Source organism: Mycolicibacterium pyrenivorans (assembly GCF_025821625.1).
Classification (GTDB): Bacteria; Actinomycetota; Actinomycetes; order Mycobacteriales; family Mycobacteriaceae; genus Mycobacterium; species Mycobacterium pyrenivorans.
In genome coordinates, this window is sequence record NZ_JACKSH010000089.1 from 1 (window position 1) to 26,568 (window position 26,568).

Here is a 26,568-nt window from a genome sequence, read left to right on the forward strand (position 1 = left end):
CCAATTTGTGTTCGGCGGTGTCCTACTTTTCCACCCGTGTGGGTAGTATCATCGGCGCTGGTAGGCTTAGCTTCCGGGTTCGGGATGGGTCCGGGCGTTTCCCTGCCGCTATGGACCGCCGTAACTCTATTCACTTTATTGTGTCCCCCGGTGTGTTGGGGGAAGTGTTTTTTGGTGGTGGGGTGTGAATCGTGGTTGATTCTTTGGTGTGGTGTGGTTGCGAGGTTTTGGGGTTGTTGTAAGTTTTCGGCCGGTTAGTGCCAGTTCCCTGCGGCTATTACTAGTCTTCTAGGTCTGGTCTATCGATCCCGTGGTCTGCGGGGGGCCTTATCCCACTTAATGGGTGAGAAGCCTGGTCTTGGAGGGGGTTTCCCGCTTAGATGCTTTCAGCGGTTATCCTGTCCGAACGTGGCTATCCAGCGGTGCCCCTGGTGGGACAACTGGTGTACCAGAGGTTCGTCCGTCCCGGTCCTCTCGTACTAGGGACAGGTTTCCTCAAGCTTCTGACGCGCGCGGCGGATAGAGACCGAACTGTCTCACGACGTTCTAAACCCAGCTCGCGTGCCGCTTTAATGGGCGAACAGCCCAACCCTTGGGACCTGCTCCAGCCCCAGGATGCGACGAGCCGACATCGAGGTGCCAAACCATCCCGTCGATATGGACTCTTGGGGAAGATCAGCCTGTTATCCCCGGGGTACCTTTTATCCGTTGAGCGACACCCCTTCCACTCGGGGGTGCCGGATCACTAGTCCCGACTTTCGTCCCTGCTTGACATGTACGTCTCGCAGTCAAGCTCCCTTGTGCACTTACACTCAACACCTGATTGCCGTCCAGGTTGAGGGAACCTTTGGGCGCCTCCGTTACTTTTTAGGAGGCAACCGCCCCAGTTAAACTACCCACCAGGCACTGTCCCTGAACCGGATATACGGTTCGAGGTTAGAGGCCCAATACGATCAGAGTGGTATTTCAACAACGACTCCACCCACACTGGCGTGTCGGTTTCACAGTCTCCCACCTATCCTACACAAACCGTATCGAGCACCAATACCAAGTTGTAGTGAAGGTCCCGGGGTCTTTTCGTCCTGCCGCGCGTAACGAGCATCTTTACTCGTAATGCAATTTCGCCGAGTCTATGGTTGAGACAGTTGAGAAGTCGTTACGCCATTCGTGCAGGTCGGAACTTACCCGACAAGGAATTTCGCTACCTTAGGATGGTTATAGTTACCACCGCCGTTTACTGGGGCTTAAATTCTCAGCTTCACCCCCGAAAGGGTTAACCGGTCCTCTTAACCTTCCAGCACCGGGCAGGCGTCAGTCCGTATACATCGTCTTGCGACTTCGCACGGACCTGTGTTTTTAGTAAACAGTCGCTTCTCACTGGTTTGTGCCACCCCCTCCCGCTGCCGGCCGCGAAGGCCATGACGGTGTGGGGGTCCCCCTTCTCCCGAAGTTACGGGGGCATTTTGCCGAGTTCCTTAACCATAGTTCACTCGTACGCCTCGGTATTCTCTACCTGACCACCTGTGTTGGTTTGGGGTACGGGCCGTGTGTGGACTCGCTAGAGGCTTTTCTTGACAGCATAGGATCACCGAATTCGCCTCAATCGGCTATGCATCACCTCTCAGGATTATATGAAACCCGGATTTACCTAGGTTTCTCCCTACAGGTTTACCCCAGTATTACCACTGACTGGTACGGCTACCTTCCTGCGTCACCCCATCGCTTGACTACTACCAGCGAAGGTCCCGCGCAGCCCCGGAAACCCGCACACCCGAAGGTGATTGGTGAATCCGGTTTTGGGCGGTTAGTACCGCTGATTCATCAGGGACGCACACACACGGGTACGGGAATATCAACCCGTTGTCCATCGACTACGCCTGTCGGCCTCGCCTTAGGTCCCGACTCACCCTGGGCGGACTGGCCTGCCCCAGGAACCCTTGGTCTTTCGGCGGGCAAGGTTCTCACTTGCCTTATCGCTACTCATGCCTGCATTCTCACTCCCACACCCTCCACCACTAGATCACTCTGTGGCTTCACCGGATGCAGGACGCTCCCCTACCCAGCCACACAAGGTGGCTGCCGCGGCTTCGGCGGTGTGCTTGAGCCCCGCTACATTATCGGCGCACAATCACTTGACCAGTGAGCTATTACGCACTCTTTCAAGGGTGGCTGCTTCTAAGCCAACCTCCTGGTTGTCTTCGCGACTGCACATCCTTTTCCACTTAGCACACGCTTAGGGGCCTTAGCCGGCGATCTGGGCTGTTTCCCTCTCGACGCACGGAGCTTATCCCCCGCCGTCTCACTGCCGCATTACACCGTGTCGGCATTCGGAGTTTGGCTGACGTCAGTAACCTTGTGAGGCCCATCGGCCATCCAGTAGCTCTACCTCCGACACGAACACTGCGACGCTGCACCTAAATGCATTTCGGGGAGAACCAGCTATCACGGAGTTTGATTGGCCTTTCACCCCTACCCACAGCTCATCCCCTCAGTCTTCAACCTAAGTGGGTTCGGGCCTCCACAACATCTTACTGCTGCTTCACCCTGGCCATGGGTAGATCACTCCGCTTCGGGTCCAGAACACACCACTACACCAACCCCTACGGATTGGATACGCCCTATTCAGACTCGCTTTCGCTACGGCTACCCCACACGGGTTAACCTCGCGACATGTCCCTGACTCGCAGGCTCATTCTTCAAAAGGCACGCCATCACCCCACGCTTTAACACGAAGGCTCTGACGGATTGTAAGCGCACGGTTTCAGGTACTATTTCACTCCCCTCCCGGGGTACTTTTCACCATTCCCTCACGGTACTAATCCGCTATCGGTCACTGGGAAGTATTCAGGCTTACCGGGTGGTCCCGGCAGATTCACAGCAGATTCCACGGGCCCGCTGCTACTCGGGGAAAACATTCCACAGGAGCTGTCAAGTTTTCGTCTACGGGGCTCTCACCCTCTACGGCAGGCCATCCCAGACCACTTCCACTAACCCAACAGTTTTTAACTCCTGCCCTCATCGGCGGATGAGAGAAGAAACGCCCCACAACACCGCACACACAACCCCCGCCGGGTATCACATGCACACGGTTTAGCCATCCTCCGCTTTCGCTCGCCACTACTCACGGAATCACTTTTGTTTTCTCTTCCTACGGGTACTGAGATGTTTCACTTCCCCGCGTTCCCCCCCGCCACCTATGTATTCAGTGACGGGTGACACGACATCACTCGTGCCGGGTTTCCCCATTCGGACATCCTCGGATCCACGCTCGGTTGACAGCTCCCCGAGGCATATCGCAGCCTCCCACGTCCTTCATCGGCTCCCAGTGCCAAGGCATCCACCATGCGCCCTTAAACACTTACAACACAAAACCAAAAAATGAGTCACTCAAAAAAATTTGAGATCAACAAAATTGCAATATCAGACGACCACCCACACAAAAAAACCCACCCCAAAGGGTGAACCCTTTCGCGCAAGCCGCCATCTAGATGCTCGCAACCACTATCCACAAATCAAACACCACACCCCACCACCAAAGCAGGGCAACAACAAGACCCCCACCCCCACCAAACCTCGGAGGACATGAAGGCCGGCACCAAACCCCCCAACGAGGACCGGGCCGCGGGCTTGTTGTCTCAAAGCCCAATAGTGTGTCTGGCAATCCCCCACCGATGTTTCCCCACCAGCAAGTACGCCTGTTGTTGTGCACCAGACCCGCCTCCACTACAGAGAACAGGCCATCTTCACGAATCGCTCAAGTCACCGAACCCCCACACGATGCGGGCGGGCTCAAGTCTCGTGGTGCTCCTTAGAAAGGAGGTGATCCAGCCGCACCTTCCGGTACGGCTACCTTGTTACGACTTCGTCCCAATCGCCGATCCCACCTTCGACGGCTCCCTCCCACAAGGGGTTAGGCCACCGGCTTCGGGTGTTACCGACTTTCATGACGTGACGGGCGGTGTGTACAAGGCCCGGGAACGTATTCACCGCAGCGTTGCTGATCTGCGATTACTAGCGACTCCGACTTCACGGGGTCGAGTTGCAGACCCCGATCCGAACTGAGACCGGCTTTGAAAGGATTCGCTCCACCTCACGGCATCGCAGCCCTTTGTACCGGCCATTGTAGCATGTGTGAAGCCCTGGACATAAGGGGCATGATGACTTGACGTCATCCCCACCTTCCTCCGAGTTGACCCCGGCAGTCTCTCACGAGTCCCCACCATTACGTGCTGGCAACATGAGACAAGGGTTGCGCTCGTTGCGGGACTTAACCCAACATCTCACGACACGAGCTGACGACAGCCATGCACCACCTGCACACAGGCCACAAGGGAATACCTATCTCTAGGCACGTCCTGTGCATGTCAAACCCAGGTAAGGTTCTTCGCGTTGCATCGAATTAATCCACATGCTCCGCCGCTTGTGCGGGCCCCCGTCAATTTCTTTGAGTTTTAGCCTTGCGGCCGTACTCCCCAGGCGGGGTACTTAATGCGTTAGCTACGGCACGGATCCCAAGGAAGGAAACCCACACCTAGTACCCACCGTTTACGGCGTGGACTACCAGGGTATCTAATCCTGTTCGCTCCCCACGCTTTCGCTCCTCAGCGTCAGTTACTGCCCAGAGACCCGCCTTCGCCACCGGTGTTCCTCCTGATATCTGCGCATTCCACCGCTACACCAGGAATTCCAGTCTCCCCTGCAGTACTCAAGTCTGCCCGTATCGCCCGCACGCCCACAGTTAAGCTGTGAGTTTTCACGAACAACGCGACAAACCACCTACGAGCTCTTTACGCCCAGTAATTCCGGACAACGCTCGCACCCTACGTATTACCGCGGCTGCTGGCACGTAGTTGGCCGGTGCTTCTTCTCCAGGTACCGTCACTCGCGCTTCGTCCCTGGCGAAAGAGGTTTACAACCCGAAGGCCGTCATCCCTCACGCGGCGTCGCTGCATCAGGCTTGCGCCCATTGTGCAATATTCCCCACTGCTGCCTCCCGTAGGAGTCTGGGCCGTATCTCAGTCCCAGTGTGGCCGGACACCCTCTCAGGCCGGCTACCCGTCGTCGCCTTGGTGAGCCGTAACCTCACCAACAAGCTGATAGGCCGCGGGCCCATCCCACACCGCAAAAGCTTTCCCCCACAAAACATGCATCCCATGAGGTGTATTCGGTATTAGACCCAGTTTCCCAGGCTTATCCCAAAGTGCAGGGCAGATCACCCACGTGTTACTCACCCGTTCGCCACTCGAGTACCCCCGAAAGGGCCTTTCCGTTCGACTTGCATGTGTTAAGCACGCCGCCAGCGTTCGTCCTGAGCCAGAATCAAACTCTCCAAACAAAAACAACCCAACCTGCAAAGCAGACAGGTGAATTCGAATCAGAACAAGCCTGACCTAACAAAAAGACACCAAAACTGGCATCAAAAACAGTCACACCCCCAAACGGGAAAAAGAGGACGCAACCCAAAACAAAAACAACAACAAACAAAAACCACCAAACACACTATTGAGTTCTCAAACAACACACCCAGTCACACCCCCAAACGGGAAAAAGAGGACGCAACCCAAAACAAAAACAACAACAAACAAAAACCACCAAACACACTATTGAGTTCTCAAACAACACACCCGGTTTTCAGGCAACCCTGCCACTGTACTGCATGTGACCAGGGAGGTCAAACCTCGTCCGCCAGTCTTTCGACCGGGGCCGTTGGCTTCTTCCGAAATACTACGCTCTGTCGGGCCTAAGTCCCAAATGGCCAGCACACGACCGGATTCGGGCTCGCGAACGCTACTGCACGCGCTCGATCTCCGCACCCAAGGCGACGAGGTTTTCCACGAACTTCGGGTAACCGCGGTCGATGTGAAAGACGTCGTGCACCTCGGTGTCACCATCGGCGACCAACCCCGCGAGAACCAGTCCGGCGCCGGCGCGGATGTCCGACGACCACACCGGGGCACTCGACAGCTGGGGGATGCCGCGCACGACGGCATGGTGGCCGTCCGTCCGCGCATCGGCCCCGAGCCTGATCATCTCCTCGACGAACCGGAACCGGGCCTCGAAGACGTTCTCGGTGATCATCGACGTCCCGTCGGCGATCGCGGCGAGACCGATCGCCATCGGCTGTAGGTCGGTGGGGAAACCCGGGAACGGCAGCGTGGCCACGTTCACGGCCTTGGGGCGTTCGTACTGCACCACCCGGAAACTGTCGTCTGTCTGCGTCACCGTGGCCCCGGCGTCGTGAAGTTTGTGCAGCACCAACTGCAGGTGCAGGGGGTCCACCCCGGTGACCGTGATGTCGCCTCGCGTCATCGCGGCGGCAATGCCCCAGGTGGCGGCGACGATCCTGTCCCCGATGACCCGGTGCTCGGTGGGATAGAGCCGATCGACACCGGTGATCGTCAACGTCGACGAGCCGGCACCGGTCACCTGGGCACCCATCTGGTTGAGCATCGTGCACAGATCGACGACGTCGGGTTCGCGGGCGGCGTTGCGGATCGTAGTGACCCCCTCGGCCAGCACCGCCGCCATCAGGATGTTCTCCGTTGCGCCCACCGAGGGGAACTCCAGCTGGATCTCCGCGCCGCGCAGCTGTTCGGCCTCGGCGACCACGCAGCCGTGCTCGATGTTGCACCGCGCCCCCAACTGACGCAGCCCGGACTGATGCATGTCGAGGGGACGTGACCCGATCGCGTCGCCCCCCGGCAGTGCCACCTTCGCGCGCTTGCACCGTCCGACCAGCGGACCGAGGACACACACGGATGCGCGGAACTGCCGGACCGCGGCGAAGTCCGCGTCGTACTTGAGCTCGTCGGGCGAGGTGATCCGCACGACGTCACCCTCGAGATCAACGGTCGCACCGAGACCACGCAACACCTCGGCCATCAACGGCACGTCGAGGATGTCCGGGCAGTTGGTGATGGTGCTCGTACCCTCAGCGAGCAGCGCGGCCGCCATCAGCTTCAACACGCTGTTCTTGGCGCCCCCGACGGCTACTTCGCCCGACAACCGGCTACCACCGGTCACCATGAAACGCTCGCTCACGCGGTCAGTGTAGACAGCGCCATGGGCGATGTCAGTCAGCGCAACCCCCTGCGCGCCGACGCGCACCGGTACCGTTTCGGGCATGGCAGTGCACTTGACGCGCATCTATACGCGAACCGGCGACGACGGGACGACCGGGCTGAGCGACTTCAGCAGGGTGCCCAAGAGCGACCCGCGACTGGCGGCCTACGCCGACTGCGATGAGACCAACGCGGCACTCGGCGTTGCGGTGGCACTCGGTGACCCGGACAAGCGGATTCTCGACGTGCTTCGGCAGATCCAGAACGATCTGTTCGACGCGGGCGCAGATCTGTCGACACCGGTGGCCGAGAACCCGGAGTACCCGCCGCTGCGGATCACGCAGAGCTACATCGACCGCCTGGAATCGTGGTGCGACGAGTTCAACGACGCGTTGCCTGCACTCAATTCGTTCATCCTGCCCGGCGGCACACCGCTGTCCGCGCTGCTGCACGTCGCCCGCACCGTGGCGCGGCGAGCCGAACGATCCGCATGGCTCGCCGTCGACACCTACGGCGAATCGATGAGCGTGCTGCCGGCGAAATACCTCAACCGGCTGTCGGACCTGCTGTTCATCCTGTCGCGCGTCGCGAACCCACAAGGGGACGTGCTCTGGCGCCCCGGCGAGCAGTCTCAGTAGGTGCGGCGCCGGGCCCGTGGTGACGGCCGCGATTCCAGCCACGAGGTGAAAGCCGTCAAGGCCCCGCGGTCCAGAGCGATCTCGTAGTCGCGTCCGCGGTCGGGTCCGACATCGCGCAGTTCGAGGATCACGATCTGCTCGGTCATGATGTCGAACTCGTCGCCTCGGGGCGCCCGCCGCGACACGATCTCAAGTCCTCGCCTGCTCAGTGTCCGGTCCGGCCACCAGCGGAAGCTCGACAACCGATAGAAACCGGCCTCGCCGCCGCGGTAACGCATCACCCCGTGCCGCCAGCCGTGACCACCGACAGCGGGAACGTCCCGCAGGATCGCCGCCGTGCCCCCGACCTGCCTCAGTTTCCACAACCGGTAGAAGAGGGCGACGACGACCACCAGGAGCACGCACACCAACGCGACCATGAACAGCATGGACGCGCTCACCGGCCCGCCTACTAGTCGATCTGACCCAGAGCGCGCAGTCGCGCCCTGCCCCACGCCGCGGTGCGCTCGTCATCGGACTCGGAATCCTGCTTGGCTTCGTCGGCGTTGATCTCGGACTCGAACTCCGCCTTCTCCACCAGGATCCGGACCGCTTCGTCGGTGACCGACAGAAAACCTCCGTCGACCGCGATGCGCAGGTCGTCCTCGCCCTCGCGCTCGACGCGCACCATCGCATCGTCGACGAGCTGAGCCACCAGCGGGATGTGCCGCGGCAGGATGCCGATCTCGCCGGCGGTGGTGCGGGTGAAGACGAACGTGGCTTCCCCCGACCAGAGCTCGCGCTCGACGGCGACGATCTCGACATTCAGTTCGGCCATGTCACACCGCCTTCCGCGTTCGCCGCGTCACAACTTGGCGCCGAGGGTTTCGGCCTTCTTCGCCAGGTCGTCGAGACCGCCGATGAGGAAGAACGCCTGCTCGGGCAGGTGGTCGAAGTCGCCCTTGCTCAGCTTGTCGAACGCCTCGATGGTCTCCTTCAGCGGCACCGTCGACCCCGGCTGGCCGGTGAACTGCTCGGCCGCCATCATGTTCTGGCTCAGGAAGCGCTCGATGCGTCGCGCCCGGTTGACCAGCTGCTTGTCCTCCTCGGACAACTCGTCGACACCGAGGATGGCGATGATGTCCTGGAGGTCCTTGTAGCGCTGCAGGATCCGGATGACTTCCTGTGCCACGCGGTAGTGCTCGTCACCGACCACCGACGGATCCAGGATCGTCGACGACGACGCGAGCGGGTCCACCGCGGGAAAGATGCCCTTGGAGAACACGTTTCGGCTGAGCTCCGTGGTCGCGTCGAGGTGGGCGAACGTGGTCGCCGGCGCCGGGTCGGTGTAGTCGTCGGCGGGCACGTACACGGCCTGCATCGAGGTGATGGAGCGACCACGCGTCGAGGTGATGCGCTCCTGCAGCTCACCCATCTCGTCGGCCAGCGTCGGCTGGTATCCCACCGCGGACGGCATACGTCCCAGCAGCGTGGACACCTCGGAACCGGCCTGGGTGAACCGGAAGATGTTGTCGATGAACAGAAGCACGTCCTGCTGCTTCTCGTCACGGAAGTACTCGGCCATGGTCAGCGCCGACAGCGCGACCCGCATACGGGTGCCGGGCGGCTCGTCCATCTGGCCGAACACCAGCGCGGTGTCCTTGAGCACGTCGGCATCGGCGAGCTCGACCCACAGGTCGTTGCCCTCGCGGGTGCGCTCCCCCACGCCGGCGAACACCGACGTGCCGCCGAAGTTACGGGCGATGCGGTTGATCATCTCCTGGATCAGCACCGTCTTGCCCACGCCGGCGCCGCCGAACAGGGCGATCTTGCCGCCGCGCACGTACGGGGTGAGCAGGTCGACGACCTTCAGGCCGGTCTCCAGCATCTCGGTGCGGGGCTCGAGTTCGGCGAACGGCGGCGGCTTGCGGTGGATCGACCAATGGTCGAAGTCCTCGCCGTAACCGGGGTCGTCCAGGCAATCACCCAGCGCGTTGAACACGTGCCCCTTGACGCCGTCGCCGACCGGTACCGAGATGGAGGTGCCGGAGTCGGTCACCTCGACGCCGCGCACCAGGCCGTCGGTGGGCTGCATGGAGATGGTGCGGACCAGGTTGTCGCCGAGGTGCTGCGCAACCTCTAGGGTCAACGTCTTGGCCAGGTCGCCGTAGGTGATCTTCGCGTTCAGGGCATTGAACAGCTCGGGCACCGAACCCCGCGGGAACTCGACGTCCACAACCGGCCCGGTGATACGTACGACGCGACCGGCTGAACCGCTCTTGGTGTCGCTCTTGGTGTCTTCTGCGGTAGCAGTCATTTCCTCTTCGCTTCCTACGGTGGCTTCTCGTGTTCGTTGTTGGCTAGCGGGCGTCGGCCAGCGCGTTGGCGCCGCCGACGATCTCGCTGATTTCCTGGGTGATCTGGGCCTGACGTTCGCGGTTCGCCTGCAGGGTCAGGTCCTTGATGAGGTCGTCGGCGTTGTCCGAGGCCGACTTCATGGCGCGGCGACGCGACGCGGACTCCGAGGCCGCCGCCTCCAGCAGCGCGGCGTAGACGCGGGTCGCGACGTATCGCGGCAGGAGCGCGTCGAACAGCGTCTCCGGGTCCGGCTCGAAGGAGAACAGCGTGCGCGGCCCCTCGTCTTCGGGCTCGTCCTCGACGTACTCGACCACCATCGGTGCGATCCGGCGCGCTGCCGCGGACTGCGACAGCATCGACTTGAACTCGGTGAAGACGATGTGCAACTCGTCGAGGCCGAGGATGCCGTCTTCGCCGGGGTCGTCGCCTTCGTCATCGACACCGGACATGAACGCAGTCACCAACGTGTCGGCGATCTCGCGGGCCTGGTCGTAGGTGGGCCGCTCCGAGAAGCCGGTCCACGACTCGGTGACCTCGCGCTGACGGAAGTTGAAGTAGCCCAACGCCTTCCGGCCCACGACGTAGACCACCGGTTCCTTGCCCTCTTCGCGCAACAGCGAGAAGAGCTCCTCGGACTGGCGCAGCACGTTGGCGTTGTACGCGCCGCACAGCCCGCGGTCGGAGGACACCACCAGGACGCCCGCCCGCTTGGGGTTCTCCCGCTGCACCAGCAACGGGTGATCCAGTGCGCTGGCGCTGGCAAGCTCGGTGAGCATGCTGGTGATCTCGCTGGCGAAAGGCCGAGCCGCCTCGACTCGGGCCTGCGCCTTGGCGATTCGCGACGTGGCGATCAGTTCCTGGGCCTTGGTGATCTTCTTGATCGACCCGGCGGAACGGATGCGCCCGCGGAGCTCGCGCAGTGTTGCAGCCATCTAGCTCTCCAGACCCTTTCCAGATCCCATGATTTCGGGTCGGTCCTACTTCTTCGGCGCCGGCTTGCGGACCTTGACGGACTCCTTCTCGACGTCCTCTTCGTCCATGGCCTCGGCCTCGGCCTCGTTCACCGCGACCGAACTCCCGTCGCTGGCCGAGAAGCCCTTCTTGAACTCGTTGATGATGTCGTTCAGCCGCTCCTGGGTCTCCTCGGGAAGCTTCTTGGTCTCCCGGATCTCCTTGAGGATGTCCTCGTGCGAAGCCTTGACGTGCTCGAGGACTTCCCGCTCGAAGCGCGCCACGTCCTCGACCGGAACGGAGTCCAGGTGGCCCTTGGTGCCGAGGAAGATCGCGATGACCTGATCCTCGACCGGGTACGGCGTGAACGCCGGCTGCTTGAGCAGCTCGACCAGGCGCGCGCCGCGCTCCAGCTGCGCCTTCGACGATGCGTCGAGGTCCGAGGCGAAAGCGGCGAAGGATTCGAGCTCGCGGTACTGGGACAGTTCCAGACGAAGCGAGCCCGCGACCTCTTTCATGGCCTTGATCTGCGCGGCGCCACCGACGCGGGACACCGAGACACCGACGTTGATGGCCGGTCGGACGCCCTGGTTGAACAGGTCGGACTCCAGGAAGCACTGGCCGTCGGTGATCGAGATGACGTTCGTGGGGATGAACGCCGAGATGTCATTGGCCTTGGTCTCGATGATCGGCAGCCCGGTCATCGATCCACCGCCCAGCTCGTCGGACAGCTTCGCGCAACGCTCCAGGAGCCGCGAATGCAGGTAGAACACGTCACCCGGGAAGGCCTCGCGACCCGGCGGACGGCGCAGCAGCAGCGAGATCGCGCGGTAGGCGTCGGCCTGCTTGGAGAGGTCGTCGAACACGATGAGGACGTGCTTGCCGTCGTACATCCAGTGCTGCCCGATGGCCGAACCGGTGTACGGCGCAAGCCACTTGAAGCCGGCGGCGTCGGATGCAGGGGCCGCGACGATGGTGGTGTACTCCATCGCGCCGCCCTCTTCGAGGGCGCGCTTCACGCTGGCGATCGTCGTGCCCTTCTGGCCGATCGCGACGTACACGCAGCGCACCTGCTGCTTGGGATCGCCGGTCTCCCACGCCTCACGCTGGTTGAGGATGGTGTCGACGCAGACCGCGGTCTTGCCCGTCTTGCGGTCGCCGATGATCAGCTGGCGCTGCCCGCGACCGATGGGGGTCTGCGAGTCGATGGCCTTGATGCCGGTCTGCAGCGGCTCCGACACCCCCTGCCGCTGAACCACCGACGGCGCCTGCAGTTCCAGCACGCGACGGGTGTCCGACTCGATGTCACCCTGGCCGTCGATCGGCTGACCGAGCGGGTTGATGACGCGTCCGAGGAAGGCGTCCCCGACCGGTACCGAGAGCACCTCGCCGGTGCGCTTGACCTGTTGGCCCTGTTCGATCTTCTCGAAGTCACCGAGGATCACGACGCCGACGCTGTTCTCGTCGAGGTTCAGCGCCACACCGAGGACACCACCCGGGAACTCGAGGAGCTCCTGGGTCATGACCGAGGGCAGACCCTCGACGTGCGCGATGCCGTCACCTGCGTCGACGACGATGCCGATTTCCTCGCGATCAGAATCGGCGGTGAAGGAGGAGACGTAGTCCTCGATCGCACCTTCGATGTCAGAAGCCGAGATTGTCAACTCTGCCATGGCTTTTCGTCTTCCTGCCTTTACGTTTGGTAATGCTCGAGTTCGTGCCGGTCAGTCCGGAAGCCCGGAGCGGGCCGCGTCCAACCGGGAAGAGATGGAACCGTCGATGACTTCGTCACCGACAGTGATCAGGAGTCCGCCGAGAACGGCGGGGTCGACGTTGAGCTGCACCGAGACCGGATGCGCGTAGATCCGGCTCAGCACCTCCGTCAGCCGCGTGGACTGCTCATCGGTCAGGTCCGCGGCGGCGGTGACCTCGGCGACGACCTCGCCGCGTCGGGCGACCGCGAGCTCAGCAAGCTCACTGACCGCCACATCAGCGGCCGCGCCCCGCAGCAGCTCGACGGTCTGCGTCAACAGCGCCGCCGTGGCGGGGTTCATCCCCCCACTGCTGTCGAGTATCTGCTTCAGCAGGTTGACCCGGTGCTCTGTCGGGACCATCTGGTCGGACAGCAGCCTGTTCAACCGCGACTCGGTATCGAGCACGCGGCCGAACCGGAACAACTGCTCCTCGACCTCTTCGGCCTGCCCGTTACGCTCCGCGCGCACCAGGATCGCGAGCCGCGCGACGTGCTCGACGGCGTCGACGAGGTTCGCCTCGCTCGACCACCGCTGTGAGACAGCCTTTTTGACCAGCTTCAGCGTGGTGCCGTCGACCTTGCCGTCGAAGAGCCGTTCGACCAACCGCTCCTTGGCCGCCGAGTCGTCGGTCCGCTCGGCGAGAAGCTTGTTGAGCGCCGACTCCTTGGCGAGCAGCTTCGCCACGGCCGGCAGGTTCTCGGCAAGCGCGGTCAGAGTGTCGTCATCGGCGCCGTCGGCGACCGACTCGAACTCCTTGACGACCTCGGCCAACGCCTCCCGGCTGGCGGCACGCAGCTTCAGCGAAGCCCCTGCCGTCAGCACCGCAGGGGACGGAGCCATCTCATCGAGATCATCGAGAAAACGGTCGACGGTCGCTGACTGCGCGGCCTCATCGGCGACGAAATCGCGAACGATCTGCTCGGCCTTCTGCACCGCCTCCACGCCCAGGTGCTGACGCAGCCCGCGAATGGTCTGTTGACGCAGCAGTTGAACTTGTTGCTCACCATGCAATTTGATGCGCTCAGCCTCGATGGATGCCTGCTCACGCAACTGCTCTGCGATGCGCTTCGAGTCCGTCCGAGCCTCGTCGGTCACCTTCGCCGCCTCGGACTTGGCGTCCTCGAGCGCTTTGGAATGCATCTGGTCGGCGTTGGCGAGCTTGTCGGCGGCCGACCTGCTCTCCTCGAGCGCCGCACGGATCGCTTCCTGCTGGTTGTGCATCATTTTTCTGATCAGCGGCACGAGCCACTTGACGGCAGCCCACACGATGATCGCGAATCCGATCAGATTTCCGATGAACGTCGACATCAGCGGCTCCCGGTCGAACTGTCCGCATCCGAGACGTCGCGCCCGAGGATGCGGCTGGCCAGACGCGTAGACAACGTCCCGACTGCGGGCTGCAACTGCTCGCTGGTGGTCGAGGCGTTCTGCGACAACTGCCCGCCCGCGTTATCCAATTCCCGGGACACCACGTCACTCGCCTCGGCGCGCGACTCGTCGACGACTTTGCGGCCTGCCGTACGGGCCTCGTCGCGAATCGATGACGCCTCGCCGCGCGCGGCTTTCATCGCCTCGTCGTAGTCCGCCTCGGCGGCGGCCAACTGCTCCGCCGCCCTCTTGTTGTCGGCAGCTGTCTTGGCCAGCATCGCTTCGCGTTCGGCCAGCACCTTGCTGACCGGCGGCACCACCCACTTGGAGATGACGGCGAGCACGATCAGGAAGATGAGCAGCACGACGAAGAAGGTGCCGTTCGGGATGAGGAAGTTGCTCGTCCCCCCGGACTCCTCGGCCGCCAGGATCGTTGCTGTCGATTCACCCATGGCGCTGATTAGGCAACCGGGGTGGCGAACACGAACAGCGCCATGAAGGCCAGGTTGATGAAGTAGGCGGCCTCGACAAGGCCGACGGTGATGAAGAACGGAGTGAAGAGCCGACCCTGTGCCTCCGGCTGCCGGGCAACACCTGAGATCAGCGCGCTACCGGCGATGCCGTCACCGACACCGACACCGATCGCGCCACCGGCCATCATGAGACCACCGCCGATGAGTGCGCCGGCAGCGATTGTGGGATCCATTCCTTATCCTCCTTGATAACTGGCTTGGTGTCGCCAGGTTCTGTGTGGGTCTAGCTGGTACTGCTTGGTCAGTGCTGATCCGCGGTGCTGTGTTCGTCGCTGTGGTCGAGTTCCATTGACTGACCGAAGTACAGAATGGTCAACAACGCGAAGATGAACGCCTGGATCAGACCGACGAACAGGTCGAAGGCTTTCCAGATCGAGTTGGGAAGCCAGAGAATCCACGCGGGGAACAGGGCGATCAGCGCAATCATGATGCCGCCGGCAAAGATGTTGCCGAAAAGTCGGAGCGACAACGAAATCGGCTTGGCGATCTCCTCGACGAGGTTGATCGGCGCCAGGAAGGCGACGTGGCCCTTGGCCACCTTGATCGGATGTCCGACAAGTCCGCGGCGCCAGAATCCGGCGAGGTGATAGCAGATGAACACGAAGAGCGCGAGTGCCAGGACGAAGTTGATGTCAGCCGCCGGCGCCTTGAGCAGTTCGTGAGTGCCGGTGGAATCCGAGTACTGCACAGGCAGCACCGCCAGCCAGTTCGCCACCAGGATGAATATGAACAGCGAGACCGCCAGGGGCAGGACGAACGGTGCGACCCGCATCCCGATAGCACTCTCCACCTGACTGCGCATCTGGATCGTGATGGCCTCGAAGAACAGCTGCACACCGCCGGGGGCGTCGGTCGATGTCACCTTCGACCGCAGGAAGAAGGCAAGGCCGAGGACGATCAGCGCGGCGATGGAAGTCGAGATGACGGTGTCGCCATTGATCGACATCCCGAACAAGTGCCAGATCGGGGCATGATGCCCGACGCTTATGGCCGCCTCGGCGAGGGTCAGTTCAGTCATGTGCAGATCAGTCCTTCGGTGCTAATCCGTCGTTGAAAGCAGACGCCGGCCCGTCCACGTCGTCAGCCGTCCCGGCGCGCAACTTCTTGAGCACCGGCAGGGATGTGCTGAGGACCAGCAGGACCTGGAAGAACGCAAGGCCCAGAAGAACCCCCAACCCGAGGGGGCGGAAGATGTAGGCGATCACCAGACCGATCACGGAGATCGCCAGCACCCGAGTTGCCGAGTTCAGAGCCATCTTCTTCTTGAGGGGATGATCGTCGGCGGTGATCGAGAAGACCGCCCTGCGCACGAGCAGGGCGTTTATCAGGCCCAGGCCCAGGCCGACACCGAAGAACGCACCGAACAGAGGGTGCCCCAGAAGCCCAGCGACGATCGTCGTGACACCGGTCAGCGCGAGACAGATCACGGACAGGCGCACCGGCCTGAAAGCAACGGACGGAAACACCAACGGCGCGTCTTGCGCTGGCGTCGTCACTGCTTCACCTCAATCCCGCGGTCGTGAAACTTTTGTGGGAGCAATCCCTGATGATTCTGTGCGTGGCGCCCGTAGCGTATCGGAGGGCGGCGGGCGCGCGGGAATCACCCAAGGGGCAGCTCCTGTGGTCGGTCAAACTGTCGGTCGTTTTTCCGCTCCGGTCGGCGCGAGGTCGATACGCCGAACGGCTCGGAGGCCGGCAACCCGCGAGGTTTTTTCGGGTTCTAACTGAACCCTAACATATGGTGAGAGCCCCAAAAGAGGGCCTACTACTTTTTGTCGTACACCTCGTCGACGGACCTGTCCCGGCGCCGCAGAAGCGGGATGAGGGTGACCACGGTCGCCACCAGGATCGCGCCCGCCATGACCGCCGCGGTGTGTCCGGGGTCGAAGAAGATGGTGCTGGCCGCGCCCAGCGCGGCGATGCCCACCCACAGGTAGATGAGCAGTACCACCCGCCGGTGGGAGTGCCCGATCTCCAGCAGTCGGTGATGCAGGTGCATCTTGTCGGGGCTGAACGGACTCAGCCCGGCACGGGTGCGTCGGATGATGGCCAGCAGCATGTCCAGGGCGGGCACGAACATCACCGCGACCACGAGCAGGAACGGCGACAGCAACGCGAACACGTCGCGCGCCCCGTAGGCGGTCTGCGAGATCGGCCCTGCTGCGGTCGTCGAGGCGGCGGCCAGCATCAGACCGATCAACATCGACCCCGAGTCCCCCATGAAGATCCGGGCCTTGTGGAAGTTGTGCGGCAGGAAACCCAGGCAGGCACCGGCAAGCACGACGGAGATGACGGCGGGCGGATAGAACAGCACGTCGCCGCCGTGGTCGCGCAGCAGACCGACCGAGAAGATGCAGATTGCCAAGGCGGTGATGAGACCCAGGCCCGCGGCGAGGCCGTCGAGGCCGTCGACGAAGTTCATCGCGTTGACGATCGCGACGGTGAGCGCCAGCGTCAGCAGGATCGAGGACACCTGGTCGAGCACGATGGTGCCGACGCCACCGATCGGGATGTAGAGCACGCTCCAGGCCACGCCCATCGTGACGAGCACGCTCGCCGCCGTGATCTGCCCCGCGAACTTCGTCAGTGCGTCCAGCCCCCACCGGTCGTCGATCAACCCGACGACCATGATCAGCCCGCCGGCCACGACCACCGCCGGCATACCCGACGAATAGACGAAGCCGCGCGTCAGCGCGGGCAGCTGGGAGGCGAGCAGAACCGCGGCCGCCACCCCCACATACATCGCGAGGCCACCCATCCGCGGGGTGGGCTGCAGGTGGACGTCGCGCTCCCGCGGGTAGGCGACCGCTCCCCACCGGGTGGCCAGCACCCGCACCCAACTGGTCGCCAGGTAGGTGATTATCGCCGCGGTCAGCCCGACCAGCGCGAGCTCTCGCAGCGGTACGCCCGCGCCCCGGTCCGAGAGCGCCAGCAGCGTCGTCGACAGGGGCTCCGCCGAGGGCGTCGCCGAGATCAACGCTGAACCGTATTGCACGAAACTCCAAGCCTAATCCGTCTGCGCGATCAGGGACGCCGCCTCGACGCCCAGCACGCCGGCGATCGCCTCGATGGTCACCGGGCCCTCCCGCAGCACCCGCGGGTGCGCACCGGTGAGGTCGACGATCGTCGATGCGGCCTGCTGCTCGGCGGGGCCACCGTCGAGGTAGACCTCGACGAGATCGCCGAGTTGCTCGCGCGCCTGGGCGGCGGTGACCGCAGCGGGACGGCCGGAGATGTTGGCGCTCGACACGGCCATCGGGCCGACCTCGCGCAGCAGCTCGATGGCGACCGGATGCAGCGGCATGCGCAACATGACGGTGCCGCGCGCGTCTCCGAGATCCCATTGCAGCGACGGCGCCTGACGGACCACCAGGCTCAGTGCGCCCGGCCAGAACGCGCGGATCAGTTCACGTGCGCTTTGTGGAACCGAGTAGACCAGCCCCTGGATCGTGTGCCACGACCCGACGAGCACCGGCACCGGCATGTCGCGGCCACGCCCCTTGGCCGACAGCAGTGCGGCCACCGCGTCGTTGTCGAAGGCGTCGGCACCGATGCCGTAGACGGTGTCGGTTGGCATCACCACGAGGCGTCCCCCCTTGAGCGCGCTGATCGCCGACGCGATGCCCGCCTCCCGCTGCGCGGGATCGGTGCAGTCGAACGTCTCTGTCATGCGCGATCCGCCTCCGCTTCTCGCTGGCTCGTCATGCGCGATCCGCCTCCGCTTCTCGCTGGCTCGTCACGAGAGCACCCTCTCACCCACCGCGTACCGCCGTCACGAAGCGGGGGCGACCGGTGAGGTCGTGTCGTGCGGTGACCTCGACGAATCGTCCTGTACGGGTGAACGCCTCGACGGTGCGCTGCGAGGTGCTGTCGTCGTGCTCGACGGCGCAGGAACCACCCGGCCGCAGCAGACGAGCGGCCAGCACGGCGATGTGGTCGACAACCGCCATGCCGTCCTCGCCGCCGAACAGCGCATGTGGTGGATCATATTGAGCGACTTCGGGTTCCAGCTGGGCGCCGTCGGGGATGTAGGGCGGGTTGGCCACCAGGAGGTCGACGGTGCCGTCGAGTTCGCTCAGCAGACCCGCGGTGGTCACATCGGCACGAAGCAACTCCACGGACGTGTCGCGCACGTTGCGCCGCGCGTACGCCAGCGCCTCGTCGGAGTCGTCGACGGCGATCACCCGCGCTCCGGGCCGGTGGCGCCACAACGCCAACGCGAGCGCTGCGGACCCCGTGCACAGATCCACCACCAACGGCTGCCGCGACAACGGTTGGGCGAGAGCCCATTCCAGCAGCGACTCGGTCTCCGGCCGCGGGATGAACACCCCGGGGCCGACCTGCACGGTGACCGAACCGAACGCGGCGGTACCCGTGAGGTGCTGCAGCGGCACCCGCTCGGCGCGCTTGGCGACGAGTTGCTCGAAACGTTCGACGAAGTCGGCGTCGGGTTCGAGCAGCGCGAGGCGGCCGCGGTCGGTCCCGGCAGCGTGGGCGGCCAGCAGTTCGGCATCCGCGCGGGGGGACCCGACGCCGGCTCTGGCCAGCGTCTTCGTCGCGGCATCGATCGCATGATGCAGCAGGCGGGTTCTCATCGCCGTTTCGTCACGTGTTCTGCAGCCTGGATTGCCTGTCGGCGGCGGCGAGCGCGTCGAACAGAGGATCCAGGTCGCCCTCGAGCACCTGGTCGAGGTTGTGCGCCTTGTAGTTGATGCGGTGATCGGCGATCCGGTTCTCCGGGTAGTTGTACGTCCGGATCCGTTCGCTGCGGTCGACGGTGCGGATCTGGCTGGCACGGTCGGCCGATGCGTCTGCCTGCGCCTGCTCCTCGGCCAGCAACTGCAGCCGGGCGGCGAGCACCTGCATCGCGCGGGCCTTGTTCTGCAACTGCGAGCGTTCGTTCTGGCAGGTGACGACGATGCCCGTCGGCAGGTGGGTGATGCGCACCGCCGAATCGGTGGTGTTGACGCCCTGGCCGCCCTTGCCCGAGGAGCGGTAGACGTCGACACGCAGATCGGACTCGTCGATCTGGACCTGCTGGATCTCTTCGGGTTCCGGGTAGACGAGCACGCCCGCCGCGGAGGTGTGGACCCGACCCTGCGACTCGGTGACGGGCACGCGCTGGACCCGGTGCACCCCGCCCTCGAATTTCAGCCGCGACCACACCCCGTCGGCGGAGTCACCCTTGCTGGTGATCGACAGCGTCGCGTCCTTGTAGCCGCCGAGGTCCGACGTCGTCTCGTCGAGCACCGTGACGTTCCAGCCGTGGCGCTCCGCGTAGCGGATGTACATCCGCGCCAGGTCGGCGGCGAACAGCGCCGACTCCTCACCACCCTCACCGGACTTCACCTCCAACACGATGTCGTCGGCGTCGTGGGGGTCCCGCGGGGCGAGCAGATCAGTGAGTTGGGTGTCGAGGTCGCGGACGGTTGCGGTGAGCTCCTCGACCTCGGCAGCGAAGGAGTCGTCGTCGGCGGCCAGTTCGCGCGCCGCCTCCAGGTCGCCCTTCGCCGTCTCGAGCTTGCGGTAGGTGGCGATGATCGGAGACAACTGCGCGAAGCGACGACCGACCTTGCGGGCGGCGCCGGCATCGGCGTGCAGTTCGGGATCGGAAAGGCGACGCTCGAGGTCGGCGTGCTCGGCGAGCATCGCCTCGATCGCCGGTGCCGTATCGGTCACCTCGCCTCCTTCGGCAACGCGCTCTGCATGCCCCGCTCGGACCCAGTACTCCTACCCACGAAACGGCGCCCGGCCTGCGCGTAGAGCGACAGAGCGGGCGCCGATCGGAGAGCTACTTGTCGTCGGAGGCCTTGGTTTCCGCCTTGGCGCCGGCGCGCTTGCCATAGCGCTTCTCGAAACGGGCCACGCGGCCGCCGCTGTCGAGGATCTTCTGCTTGCCGGTGTAGAAGGGATGGCACTGCGAGCAGACCTCGACGGTGATCTGCCCGCTCTTCTTGGTGCTGCGGGTCGTGAAGCTGCTCCCGCAGCCACAGAGCACGGTGGTCTCGACATACTCAGGGTGAATACCCGATTTCATGGTTTCCTCTTCGATCGTGGGCCCCGGGTCGCCCTCCCGTCCTGGGAGGCAGCGGCGTGAACCGGAACCGGTGTCGGCGGTCCACCCGGCCGGAGGCCGGCAGACTGACACGCATTATGCCAGGTCAACCGCCAGTCGCCTAAACGCCCACAACGAGGGGCCTATTCCCCGGCGAGTTCCGCACGGTCGACGATCCGGTACGTCTTGTCGTCACGCTTCCAGAGCACCCGGCCTGCGGGCCGCACCCCCATCGCGACGAGTTCGCGCTTGAGCACCTTGTTGGTGGCAGTGCTCGGCAGTTCGTCGGCGACCCAGACGTGGCGCGGCCACGCCTTCGGCGACAGGTCCGGTTGGGCGGCGAGGAACTCACCGAACTCCTCCGGCGTCAACGTCGCGCCACTCTGCAGGACGATCGCGGCCATCACCTGGTCACCGACGTGCTCGTCGGGGACCGGGTAGACCGCGACCTGGCTGACCGCCGGCTCCCGGATGAGGATGCGCTCGATGGGCGCCGCCGTCATGTTCTCGCCGTCCACCCGCATCCAGTCCGCCGTGCGCCCGGCGAGATAGATCCAGCCGTCGGCATCCCGGTATGCCAGGTCACCGGACCAGAACATGCCGTGCCGCATGCGTTCGGCCGTGGCGCCCTGATCGTTGTAGTAACCCGCGAACATCCCGGCGCCCTGGGTGTTGACCAGTTCGCCGATCGCGTCGTCGCCGTTGACCAGGGCGCCGTGTTCGTCGAACTGTGCGACGGCGCACTCGGTCAGCGTCTCCGAGTTGTAGACCGCCACGCCGGGGAAGCCCTTGCCGATGGACCCTGCCGGGCAGCCCTCCTCGCGCGTCACCGTCACCGCGTTCTCGGTGGAACCGAAACCGTCCCACACGTCACACCCGAACCGCCTGGCGAACTCCGCGATGTCGCGGTCGCTGGCCTCGTTGCCGAACGCCACCCGCAGCGGATTGTCGCGGTCGTCGGGACCTTCGGGGCTGGCCAGGATGTAGGCCAGCGGCTTGCCCACATAATTCATGTAGGTCACGCCGTAGCGCCGGACGTCGTGGATGAATCGCGTCGCGGTGAACTGCGCCGGAGCCATCGCCGCACCCGAGTTCAGCGCGACCGACCACCCCGCGAGCACGCCGTTGCTGTGGAACAACGGCATCGACAGGTAGCAGACGTCGTCGGTGCTCAGTTCGTATCGGCCGGCCAGCGCCGCCCCGGCCAGCAGCACCATCGCGTGCATGACCCGCACGGCCTTCGGATCGCCGCTGGTGCCGGAGGTGAAGATCAGCATGAACGTGTCCGTCGCGTCGACTTCGCGGTGCGGTGTCAGCGCGCCCGCCCGCGCCAACAGCTCCTGCCATTCGGGGCGACCGACGACCAGCACCCGGATGCCGGCCAGGTCGAGGCCCTCGAGAAGCGCGAGGTGGTGATCGTCGGTCACCAGGATCTGGCAGTCGGCGCGGCGGATGTCGCGCGCGAGAGCTTCCCCGCGGCGGGTGTTGTTGATGCCGCAGAGCACATAGCCGCCCAATCCGGCGGCGGCCATCGCAGTCAGCATGTCGGGGGTGTTGCCCAAAAGGACGCCGACGTGCAGCGGCCGTTGCGGATCGGCGACGCCGATCAGTGCCGCGGCCTGCCTCGCGGCGTCGTCGAGGTGTTCGCGCCAGGTCCAGGTCCGGTCGTCGTACTTGACCGCCACCGCGTCGTCGCCACAGCGCTCCCGCAGCAGCTGCTGCACGGTCTCGGCCACCTGCCTGCCCTTCACGTCGGTGAACAGATCTCTATACGTGTCTACTCGATCGGTCGCCGGCATCGCGCATCGGCCCACCGGAGACCGCTCATTTGCGAAGATAGGTCCGTGACAGTCGGTGCTGCGGCAGAACCCGCAACCAGATCCGTTCGTGATCGCCTGATCGATGCGGCCGAACAGTGCCTGACCGCCAAGGGGATTCGCACGACCACGGTGTCCGAAGTGGCCGAGGTGGCCGGGGTCAGCCGCGGCTGGCTGTACCGGCACTTCCCCGACAAGGCCGAACTGCTCGGCGCGGCCATCGTCCGGCTCAACGATGCGTTCTGGACCGAGTCCCGCGCCCGGCTGGACGCGGTGAGCGGACTCGACCGGCAGATCGCGGTCGGCGTCGCGCTGGCGCGCAGGGAATCCGAGACCCCCGGGGCGCTGGTCCTCAAGCTGCGACAGGAGGAACCGGAGGCGTTCACGGCGTGCGTCGGCCTCGGCGTGCGCGGGCTCATCCCGGAGATCGCCGCGTTCTGGGTTCCCTACATCCAGGCCGCGGTGGACAGCGGAGAGATCCATGCGGGCACCGAAGTCGCGGAGGCCGCCGAGTGGATCGCGCGGATCATGATGAGCCTGGCGACCGTTCCCGGGGAACAGTGCGACGTCGACGACCACGATTCGGTGCTGCGCCACGCGCGCCGCTACATCGTGGCGGCGCTGCGCTGCGACCCGACCGTGAGCTGAGTCAGGCGGCGCCGGAGACCCGCACGGGCCGTCCCGTCAATAGCAGCAGGATCTCGCGGATCGGGGCGGCGACCTCGCGTCCCTCCCCCACCGCGAAATCGACATCGGTGGCCACGAGCCTGGTGCCGGAGAGCCGTCGACGGGCATGGAACGGAGATCCCATGTCCCACACGTGTTCCGCGGCGGCGACGGCGGCGTCGGATGGCATGGCCCGGTCGATACCCAGCGGGATGCAGATGTCCTGAGCGTGCACCAGCACGTCGGTCAACGGATCGAGCACGGTGGTCCCCGGCGGGTGCCGTCTCGAACCGGCGACCTCGCGTAAATTCGCCGCGATCGCTTGGGGCGACCGCTCGTCGCTGACGGCCAGGCGATTCACCACGGCGTTGAGCCGGAAGCCGCTGCGGGCGGCCTCCAGAAATATCCGTGGCATCCCGATGGTCGAGTGGGTCAGGTGCGCGGCGACATTCCTGACGGTCCAGCCCGCGCACAGCGAGGGTGTCGACCACTGCGCCGGATCGCGGGCATCGATCGCGTCGATGAGATCGGCGACCTCGATGCGCTGCTGGTCGATGTGTCGCCACACGGCCTCGGACTCCATGGCGACCTCCCACGGTCGATTTAGTCAGGAACACTGACGAATATAGTCAGGTTTCCGTACTAAAGTCAATGCATGGACGACGATCAGCCGGGCACCGCGGTATTGATGTTCGTCGCGCACCGCGACGTCGAGAGCCGGGTGATGGCGGCGCTGGCCGAGGCGGGCATCGACGACCTCACGATCGCCCAGTCACGGCTGCTGCAGCGCCTGAATCCTGCGGGAATGCGGCTGACCGATCTCGCCGAACAGGCGCGCGTCACCAAGCAGACCGCCGGTGCACTGGTCGATCAGCTGGAACGGGCCGGCTACGTCGTTCGCAGGCCCGACCCGTCCGACGCCAGGGCGCGGTTGGTCACACTCAGCGACACGGGACTGCAGGCCTGCCGAATGGCCGCCACAGAAGTCGCCCGGGTAGAGGCGACATGGCGAAAGTACCTGGGCGACAGCGCTTTCGATCAGTTGAGAACGGCACTGATCTCGCTGCGCGAGATCACCGACCCCTACCTGTGACTTCGGTGCCGCTGGTGGCGCTGAGCGCGACCGGCGACACCGAAACCCGCTCAGTCGTTGTCGTTGCCGCCGGGGGTGTTCTTCGAGACCTGAACCAGGAACTCATAGTTGGTCTTGGTCTTGCGCAACTGGCTCATCAGCAGATCGATGGCCTGATGCGGATCCAGACCCGACAGCACCCGACGCAGCTTGTGCACGACGGCGAACTCGTCGGCACCCAGCAGCAACTCGTCCTTGCGGGTACCCGACGGGTTGACGTCGACCGCGGGGAACACGCGCCGCTCCGAGATCTTGCGGTCCAGTTTGAGCTCCGCGTTGCCGGTGCCCTTGAACTCTTCGAAGATCACCGTGTCGCCGGTGGATCCGGTCTCGACCATCGCAGTGGCGATGATCGTCAGCGAGCCACCCTCTTCGATGTTGCGGGCCGCACCCAGGAATCGCTTCGGCGGGTACAGCGCTGTCGAGTCGACGCCACCGGAGAGGATGCGGCCCGACGCCGGTGAGGCGTTGTTGTAGGCGCGACCCAGGCGGGTGATCGAGTCGAGCAGCACGACGACGTCCTTGCCCTGCTCGACCAGGCGCTTGGCCCGTTCGATGGCCAGCTCGGCAGCCTGCGTGTGGTCGGACGGCGGGCGGTCGAAGGTCGAGGCGATGACCTCACCCTTGACCGAGCGCTGCATGTCGGTGACCTCTTCGGGACGCTCGTCGACCAGCACCACCATCAGGTGGCACTCCGGGTTGTTCCGGGTGATCGCGTTGGCGATGTCCTGCATGATGGTGGTCTTACCGGCCTTGGGCGGCGACACGATCAGCGCGCGCTGCCCCTTGCCGATCGGCATGATCAGGTCGATCACCCGGGTGGTCAGCTTGTCGGGAGTGGTCTCCAGGCGCAGCCGCTGATTCGGGTAGAGCGGCGTGAGCTTCTGGAACTCCGGCCGCTTCCTGGCCTCTTCCACCGGCTTGCCGTTCACGGAATCGAGGCGCACCAGCGGGTTGAACTTCTGCCGCTGGTTGGAGGTATCGCCCTCCTTGGGCACCCGCACGGCACCGGTCACGGCGTCACCGCGGCGCAGGCCGTTCTTGCGCACCATGTTCATCGAGACGTAGACGTCGTTCGGCCCCGCGAGATACCCCGAGGTGCGCACGAACGCGTAGTTGTCGAGGACGTCGAGGATGCCGGCGACCGGTTGCACGACGTCGTCTTCGCGCAGTTCGGTGTCACGGTCGCCACCGCCACCACCGCCGCCCTCGCCGCCGCGCTCGCGCCGCCTGCGGTCACGGAATCGACGCCCGCGCCTGCCCTGCCGGCCTTCGCCGTCGTCGTCGGCGTTGCCGCCGCGGTTCTGGCCGCCCTGCTGGTCGGAGTTGTCGCCGCGGTTGTCGCTGTCCTTCTCGGACCTGTCGGACCTGTCCGACCTGTCGGACCTCTCGGACCTGTCAGGCCTGTCGGACCTGTCGGGCCTGTTGTCCTTCGGAGCCTTGGTCTCGCCTGCATCGTTGCTGGCGGGCTGGCCGCCGCCGTCTTGCTTGTTCTGGTCCTTGGCCTGCTCGTTACCGGGGCCACCGGCCCCGCGAGAAGCCGAACGACGCTCGCGCCGCTGCTGGGGGGCCTGCGATTCGGCGTCGGCCCGTTGTTCGGGTGCGGCGCTGTCGGCCGGAGGATTCTGGGCGGCGCCCTCGTCGGCACCGGTGTCAGCGGAAGGTGCGGGCGCCGTGTCGGTCGCGCCACCCTTGGCCTCGCCGCCGGTGCGGCCCTTGGACTCGCCGCGGCGCTCACGGATGGCGGCGATGAGCTCGCTCTTGCGCATTCCGGAGGAGCCTTCGACGCCGATCTCCTTGGCCAGGGCACGCAACTCGGGCAGAACCAAGCTGCTCAGGGCGCCACGCCGCTCGCCGGAGGTGGCGGGGGCTTCCTTCGCAGGCTCTTTTTCCGCTGGGGGCGTCGCGACAGGCGCGTCTGCCTCCGCGGGAGAAGAGATATCTGCGCTCACGGTGCTCGGCAGCTCACCGCTTTCGGAGCTGCCACCAGCCGTGATGAGGTCCGTATCAGTCACGGATTTCCTTTCTTCCCCTGCTGATCGATTCACGCGGGGGTTCTGTGCGTTCAGCCAATCCGCTGAACGCGGAGGTCACACCATTGCCACCGCAACGGTGATCGCCGGGTTTCGCCGAAACGGCAAACCGTCAGTCCACTAATTTGAACACCTGAAAGAAGAAGTGGTTGTCCTATGGGTCCGCAGTCGGCGCAGCTTCAGACGCTGCGATTGCTGGACGAGAGCGAGGATAACCCGCATC

General features: G+C 64.4%; 22 protein-coding genes and 3 rRNA genes. 3 read left to right on the top strand and 22 right to left on the bottom strand.

What is annotated here, in order from left to right; all coding sequences use genetic code 11:
* Positions 1-9 precede the first annotated feature (9 nt).
* From rrf to murA, 4 genes are all read right to left on the bottom strand, one after another.
* Positions 10-123: ribosomal RNA gene (rrf, locus tag H7I57_RS10840) — 5S ribosomal RNA — on the bottom strand.
* Positions 124-234: 111 nt separating this feature from the next.
* Positions 235-3,364 (bottom strand): 23S ribosomal RNA (locus H7I57_RS10845).
* Positions 3,365-3,812: 448 nt separating this feature from the next.
* Positions 3,813-5,335: ribosomal RNA gene (locus tag H7I57_RS10850) — 16S ribosomal RNA — on the bottom strand.
* Together the 16S, 23S and 5S rRNA genes form the textbook arrangement of a ribosomal RNA operon.
* Positions 5,336-5,787: 452 nt before the next feature.
* Complete coding sequence (gene murA / locus H7I57_RS10855) at positions 5,788-7,041, bottom strand: UDP-N-acetylglucosamine 1-carboxyvinyltransferase (RefSeq protein ID WP_264023498.1); 1,254 nt, start codon at positions 7,039-7,041, stop codon at positions 5,788-5,790.
* A gap of 82 nt (positions 7,042-7,123) precedes the next feature.
* On the opposite strand from murA, the gene H7I57_RS10860 reads away from it, so the two are divergent.
* Positions 7,124-7,699, top strand: a complete 576-nt coding sequence (locus tag H7I57_RS10860; RefSeq protein WP_264023499.1) for a cob(I)yrinic acid a,c-diamide adenosyltransferase — start codon at positions 7,124-7,126, stop codon at positions 7,697-7,699.
* On the opposite strand, the gene H7I57_RS10865 is transcribed toward H7I57_RS10860, so the two are convergent.
* The 16 genes from H7I57_RS10865 to fadD1 form a co-directional block, all read right to left on the bottom strand.
* Complete coding sequence (locus H7I57_RS10865; protein WP_264023500.1) at positions 7,693-8,139, bottom strand: DUF2550 domain-containing protein; 447 nt, start codon at positions 8,137-8,139, stop codon at positions 7,693-7,695. The two genes, H7I57_RS10860 and H7I57_RS10865, sit on opposite strands and share 7 nt — an antisense overlap.
* 11 nt (positions 8,140-8,150) lie before the next feature.
* Entirely contained in the window at positions 8,151-8,516 is a 366-nt protein-coding gene (locus tag H7I57_RS10870; protein WP_264023501.1) for a F0F1 ATP synthase subunit epsilon, read from the bottom strand.
* A 27-nt stretch (positions 8,517-8,543) separates the two neighbouring features.
* Positions 8,544-9,995 carry a F0F1 ATP synthase subunit beta gene (gene atpD / locus H7I57_RS10875; RefSeq protein ID WP_264023502.1) on the bottom strand — a complete coding sequence of 484 codons (1,452 nt, stop codon included), beginning with the start codon at positions 9,993-9,995 and terminating at the stop codon, positions 8,544-8,546.
* A 43-nt stretch (positions 9,996-10,038) separates the two neighbouring features.
* A complete protein-coding gene (locus H7I57_RS10880) occupies positions 10,039-10,968 on the bottom strand; it encodes a F0F1 ATP synthase subunit gamma (protein WP_264023503.1) in 930 nt (309 codons plus the stop codon).
* A 45-nt stretch (positions 10,969-11,013) separates the two neighbouring features.
* Positions 11,014-12,660, bottom strand: coding sequence for a F0F1 ATP synthase subunit alpha (gene atpA, locus H7I57_RS10885; protein ID WP_264023504.1), 1,647 nt, complete (start codon positions 12,658-12,660; stop codon positions 11,014-11,016).
* Positions 12,661-12,711: 51 nt separating this feature from the next.
* Positions 12,712-14,049, bottom strand: a complete 1,338-nt coding sequence (locus H7I57_RS10890) for a F0F1 ATP synthase subunit B/delta (protein WP_264023505.1) — start codon at positions 14,047-14,049, stop codon at positions 12,712-12,714.
* Positions 14,049-14,561 carry a F0F1 ATP synthase subunit B gene (locus H7I57_RS10895; protein ID WP_264023506.1) on the bottom strand — a complete coding sequence of 171 codons (513 nt, stop codon included), beginning with the start codon at positions 14,559-14,561 and terminating at the stop codon, positions 14,049-14,051. The genes H7I57_RS10890 and H7I57_RS10895 overlap by 1 nt, the downstream gene beginning before the upstream one ends.
* Before the next feature lie 8 nt (positions 14,562-14,569).
* Entirely contained in the window at positions 14,570-14,815 is a 246-nt protein-coding gene (locus tag H7I57_RS10900) for a F0F1 ATP synthase subunit C (protein ID WP_264023507.1), read from the bottom strand.
* Positions 14,816-14,883: 68 nt separating this feature from the next.
* Positions 14,884-15,660: a F0F1 ATP synthase subunit A gene (atpB, locus tag H7I57_RS10905; RefSeq protein WP_264023508.1), complete on the bottom strand. Its 777-nt coding sequence runs from the start codon at positions 15,658-15,660 to the stop codon at positions 14,884-14,886.
* A 7-nt stretch (positions 15,661-15,667) separates the two neighbouring features.
* Positions 15,668-16,138 carry an ATP synthase subunit I gene (locus tag H7I57_RS10910; RefSeq protein WP_264023509.1) on the bottom strand — a complete coding sequence of 157 codons (471 nt, stop codon included), beginning with the start codon at positions 16,136-16,138 and terminating at the stop codon, positions 15,668-15,670.
* A gap of 269 nt (positions 16,139-16,407) precedes the next feature.
* Positions 16,408-17,637 carry a glycosyltransferase family 4 protein gene (locus tag H7I57_RS10915; protein ID WP_308204342.1) on the bottom strand — a complete coding sequence of 410 codons (1,230 nt, stop codon included), beginning with the start codon at positions 17,635-17,637 and terminating at the stop codon, positions 16,408-16,410.
* A gap of 12 nt (positions 17,638-17,649) precedes the next feature.
* On the bottom strand, positions 17,650-18,312 hold the full coding sequence (locus H7I57_RS10920; RefSeq protein WP_264023510.1) for an L-threonylcarbamoyladenylate synthase: 663 nt from the start codon (positions 18,310-18,312) through the stop codon (positions 17,650-17,652).
* An 82-nt stretch (positions 18,313-18,394) separates the two neighbouring features.
* A complete protein-coding gene (gene prmC / locus H7I57_RS10925) occupies positions 18,395-19,237 on the bottom strand; it encodes a peptide chain release factor N(5)-glutamine methyltransferase (protein WP_264023511.1) in 843 nt (280 codons plus the stop codon).
* 10 nt (positions 19,238-19,247) lie between these two features.
* Positions 19,248-20,321, bottom strand: coding sequence for a peptide chain release factor 1 (gene prfA, locus H7I57_RS10930; protein WP_308204343.1), 1,074 nt, complete (start codon positions 20,319-20,321; stop codon positions 19,248-19,250).
* 112 nt (positions 20,322-20,433) lie between these two features.
* Positions 20,434-20,679, bottom strand: coding sequence for a 50S ribosomal protein L31 (gene rpmE / locus H7I57_RS10935; RefSeq protein WP_264023512.1), 246 nt, complete (start codon positions 20,677-20,679; stop codon positions 20,434-20,436).
* Between the two features lie 161 nt (positions 20,680-20,840).
* Complete coding sequence (gene fadD1 / locus H7I57_RS10940) at positions 20,841-22,433, bottom strand: fatty-acid--CoA ligase FadD1 (RefSeq protein WP_264023609.1); 1,593 nt, start codon at positions 22,431-22,433, stop codon at positions 20,841-20,843.
* Between the two features lie 108 nt (positions 22,434-22,541).
* Between fadD1 and H7I57_RS10945 the strand changes: the two genes are divergently transcribed.
* A complete protein-coding gene (locus H7I57_RS10945; RefSeq protein WP_264023513.1) occupies positions 22,542-23,162 on the top strand; it encodes a TetR/AcrR family transcriptional regulator in 621 nt (206 codons plus the stop codon).
* 1 nt (position 23,163) lies between these two features.
* Here H7I57_RS10945 and H7I57_RS10950 read toward each other — a convergent pair whose 3' ends face one another.
* Positions 23,164-23,763: a maleylpyruvate isomerase family mycothiol-dependent enzyme gene (locus H7I57_RS10950; RefSeq protein WP_264023514.1), complete on the bottom strand. Its 600-nt coding sequence runs from the start codon at positions 23,761-23,763 to the stop codon at positions 23,164-23,166.
* Positions 23,764-23,835: 72 nt separating this feature from the next.
* Between H7I57_RS10950 and H7I57_RS10955 the strand changes: the two genes are divergently transcribed.
* Positions 23,836-24,273: a MarR family winged helix-turn-helix transcriptional regulator gene (locus H7I57_RS10955; protein ID WP_264023515.1), complete on the top strand. Its 438-nt coding sequence runs from the start codon at positions 23,836-23,838 to the stop codon at positions 24,271-24,273.
* A gap of 50 nt (positions 24,274-24,323) precedes the next feature.
* Here the strand turns inward: H7I57_RS10955 and rho are convergent, their stop codons facing one another.
* Positions 24,324-26,327: a transcription termination factor Rho gene (rho, locus tag H7I57_RS10960; protein ID WP_264023517.1), complete on the bottom strand. Its 2,004-nt coding sequence runs from the start codon at positions 26,325-26,327 to the stop codon at positions 24,324-24,326.
* Between the last annotated feature and the right edge of the window lie 241 nt (positions 26,328-26,568).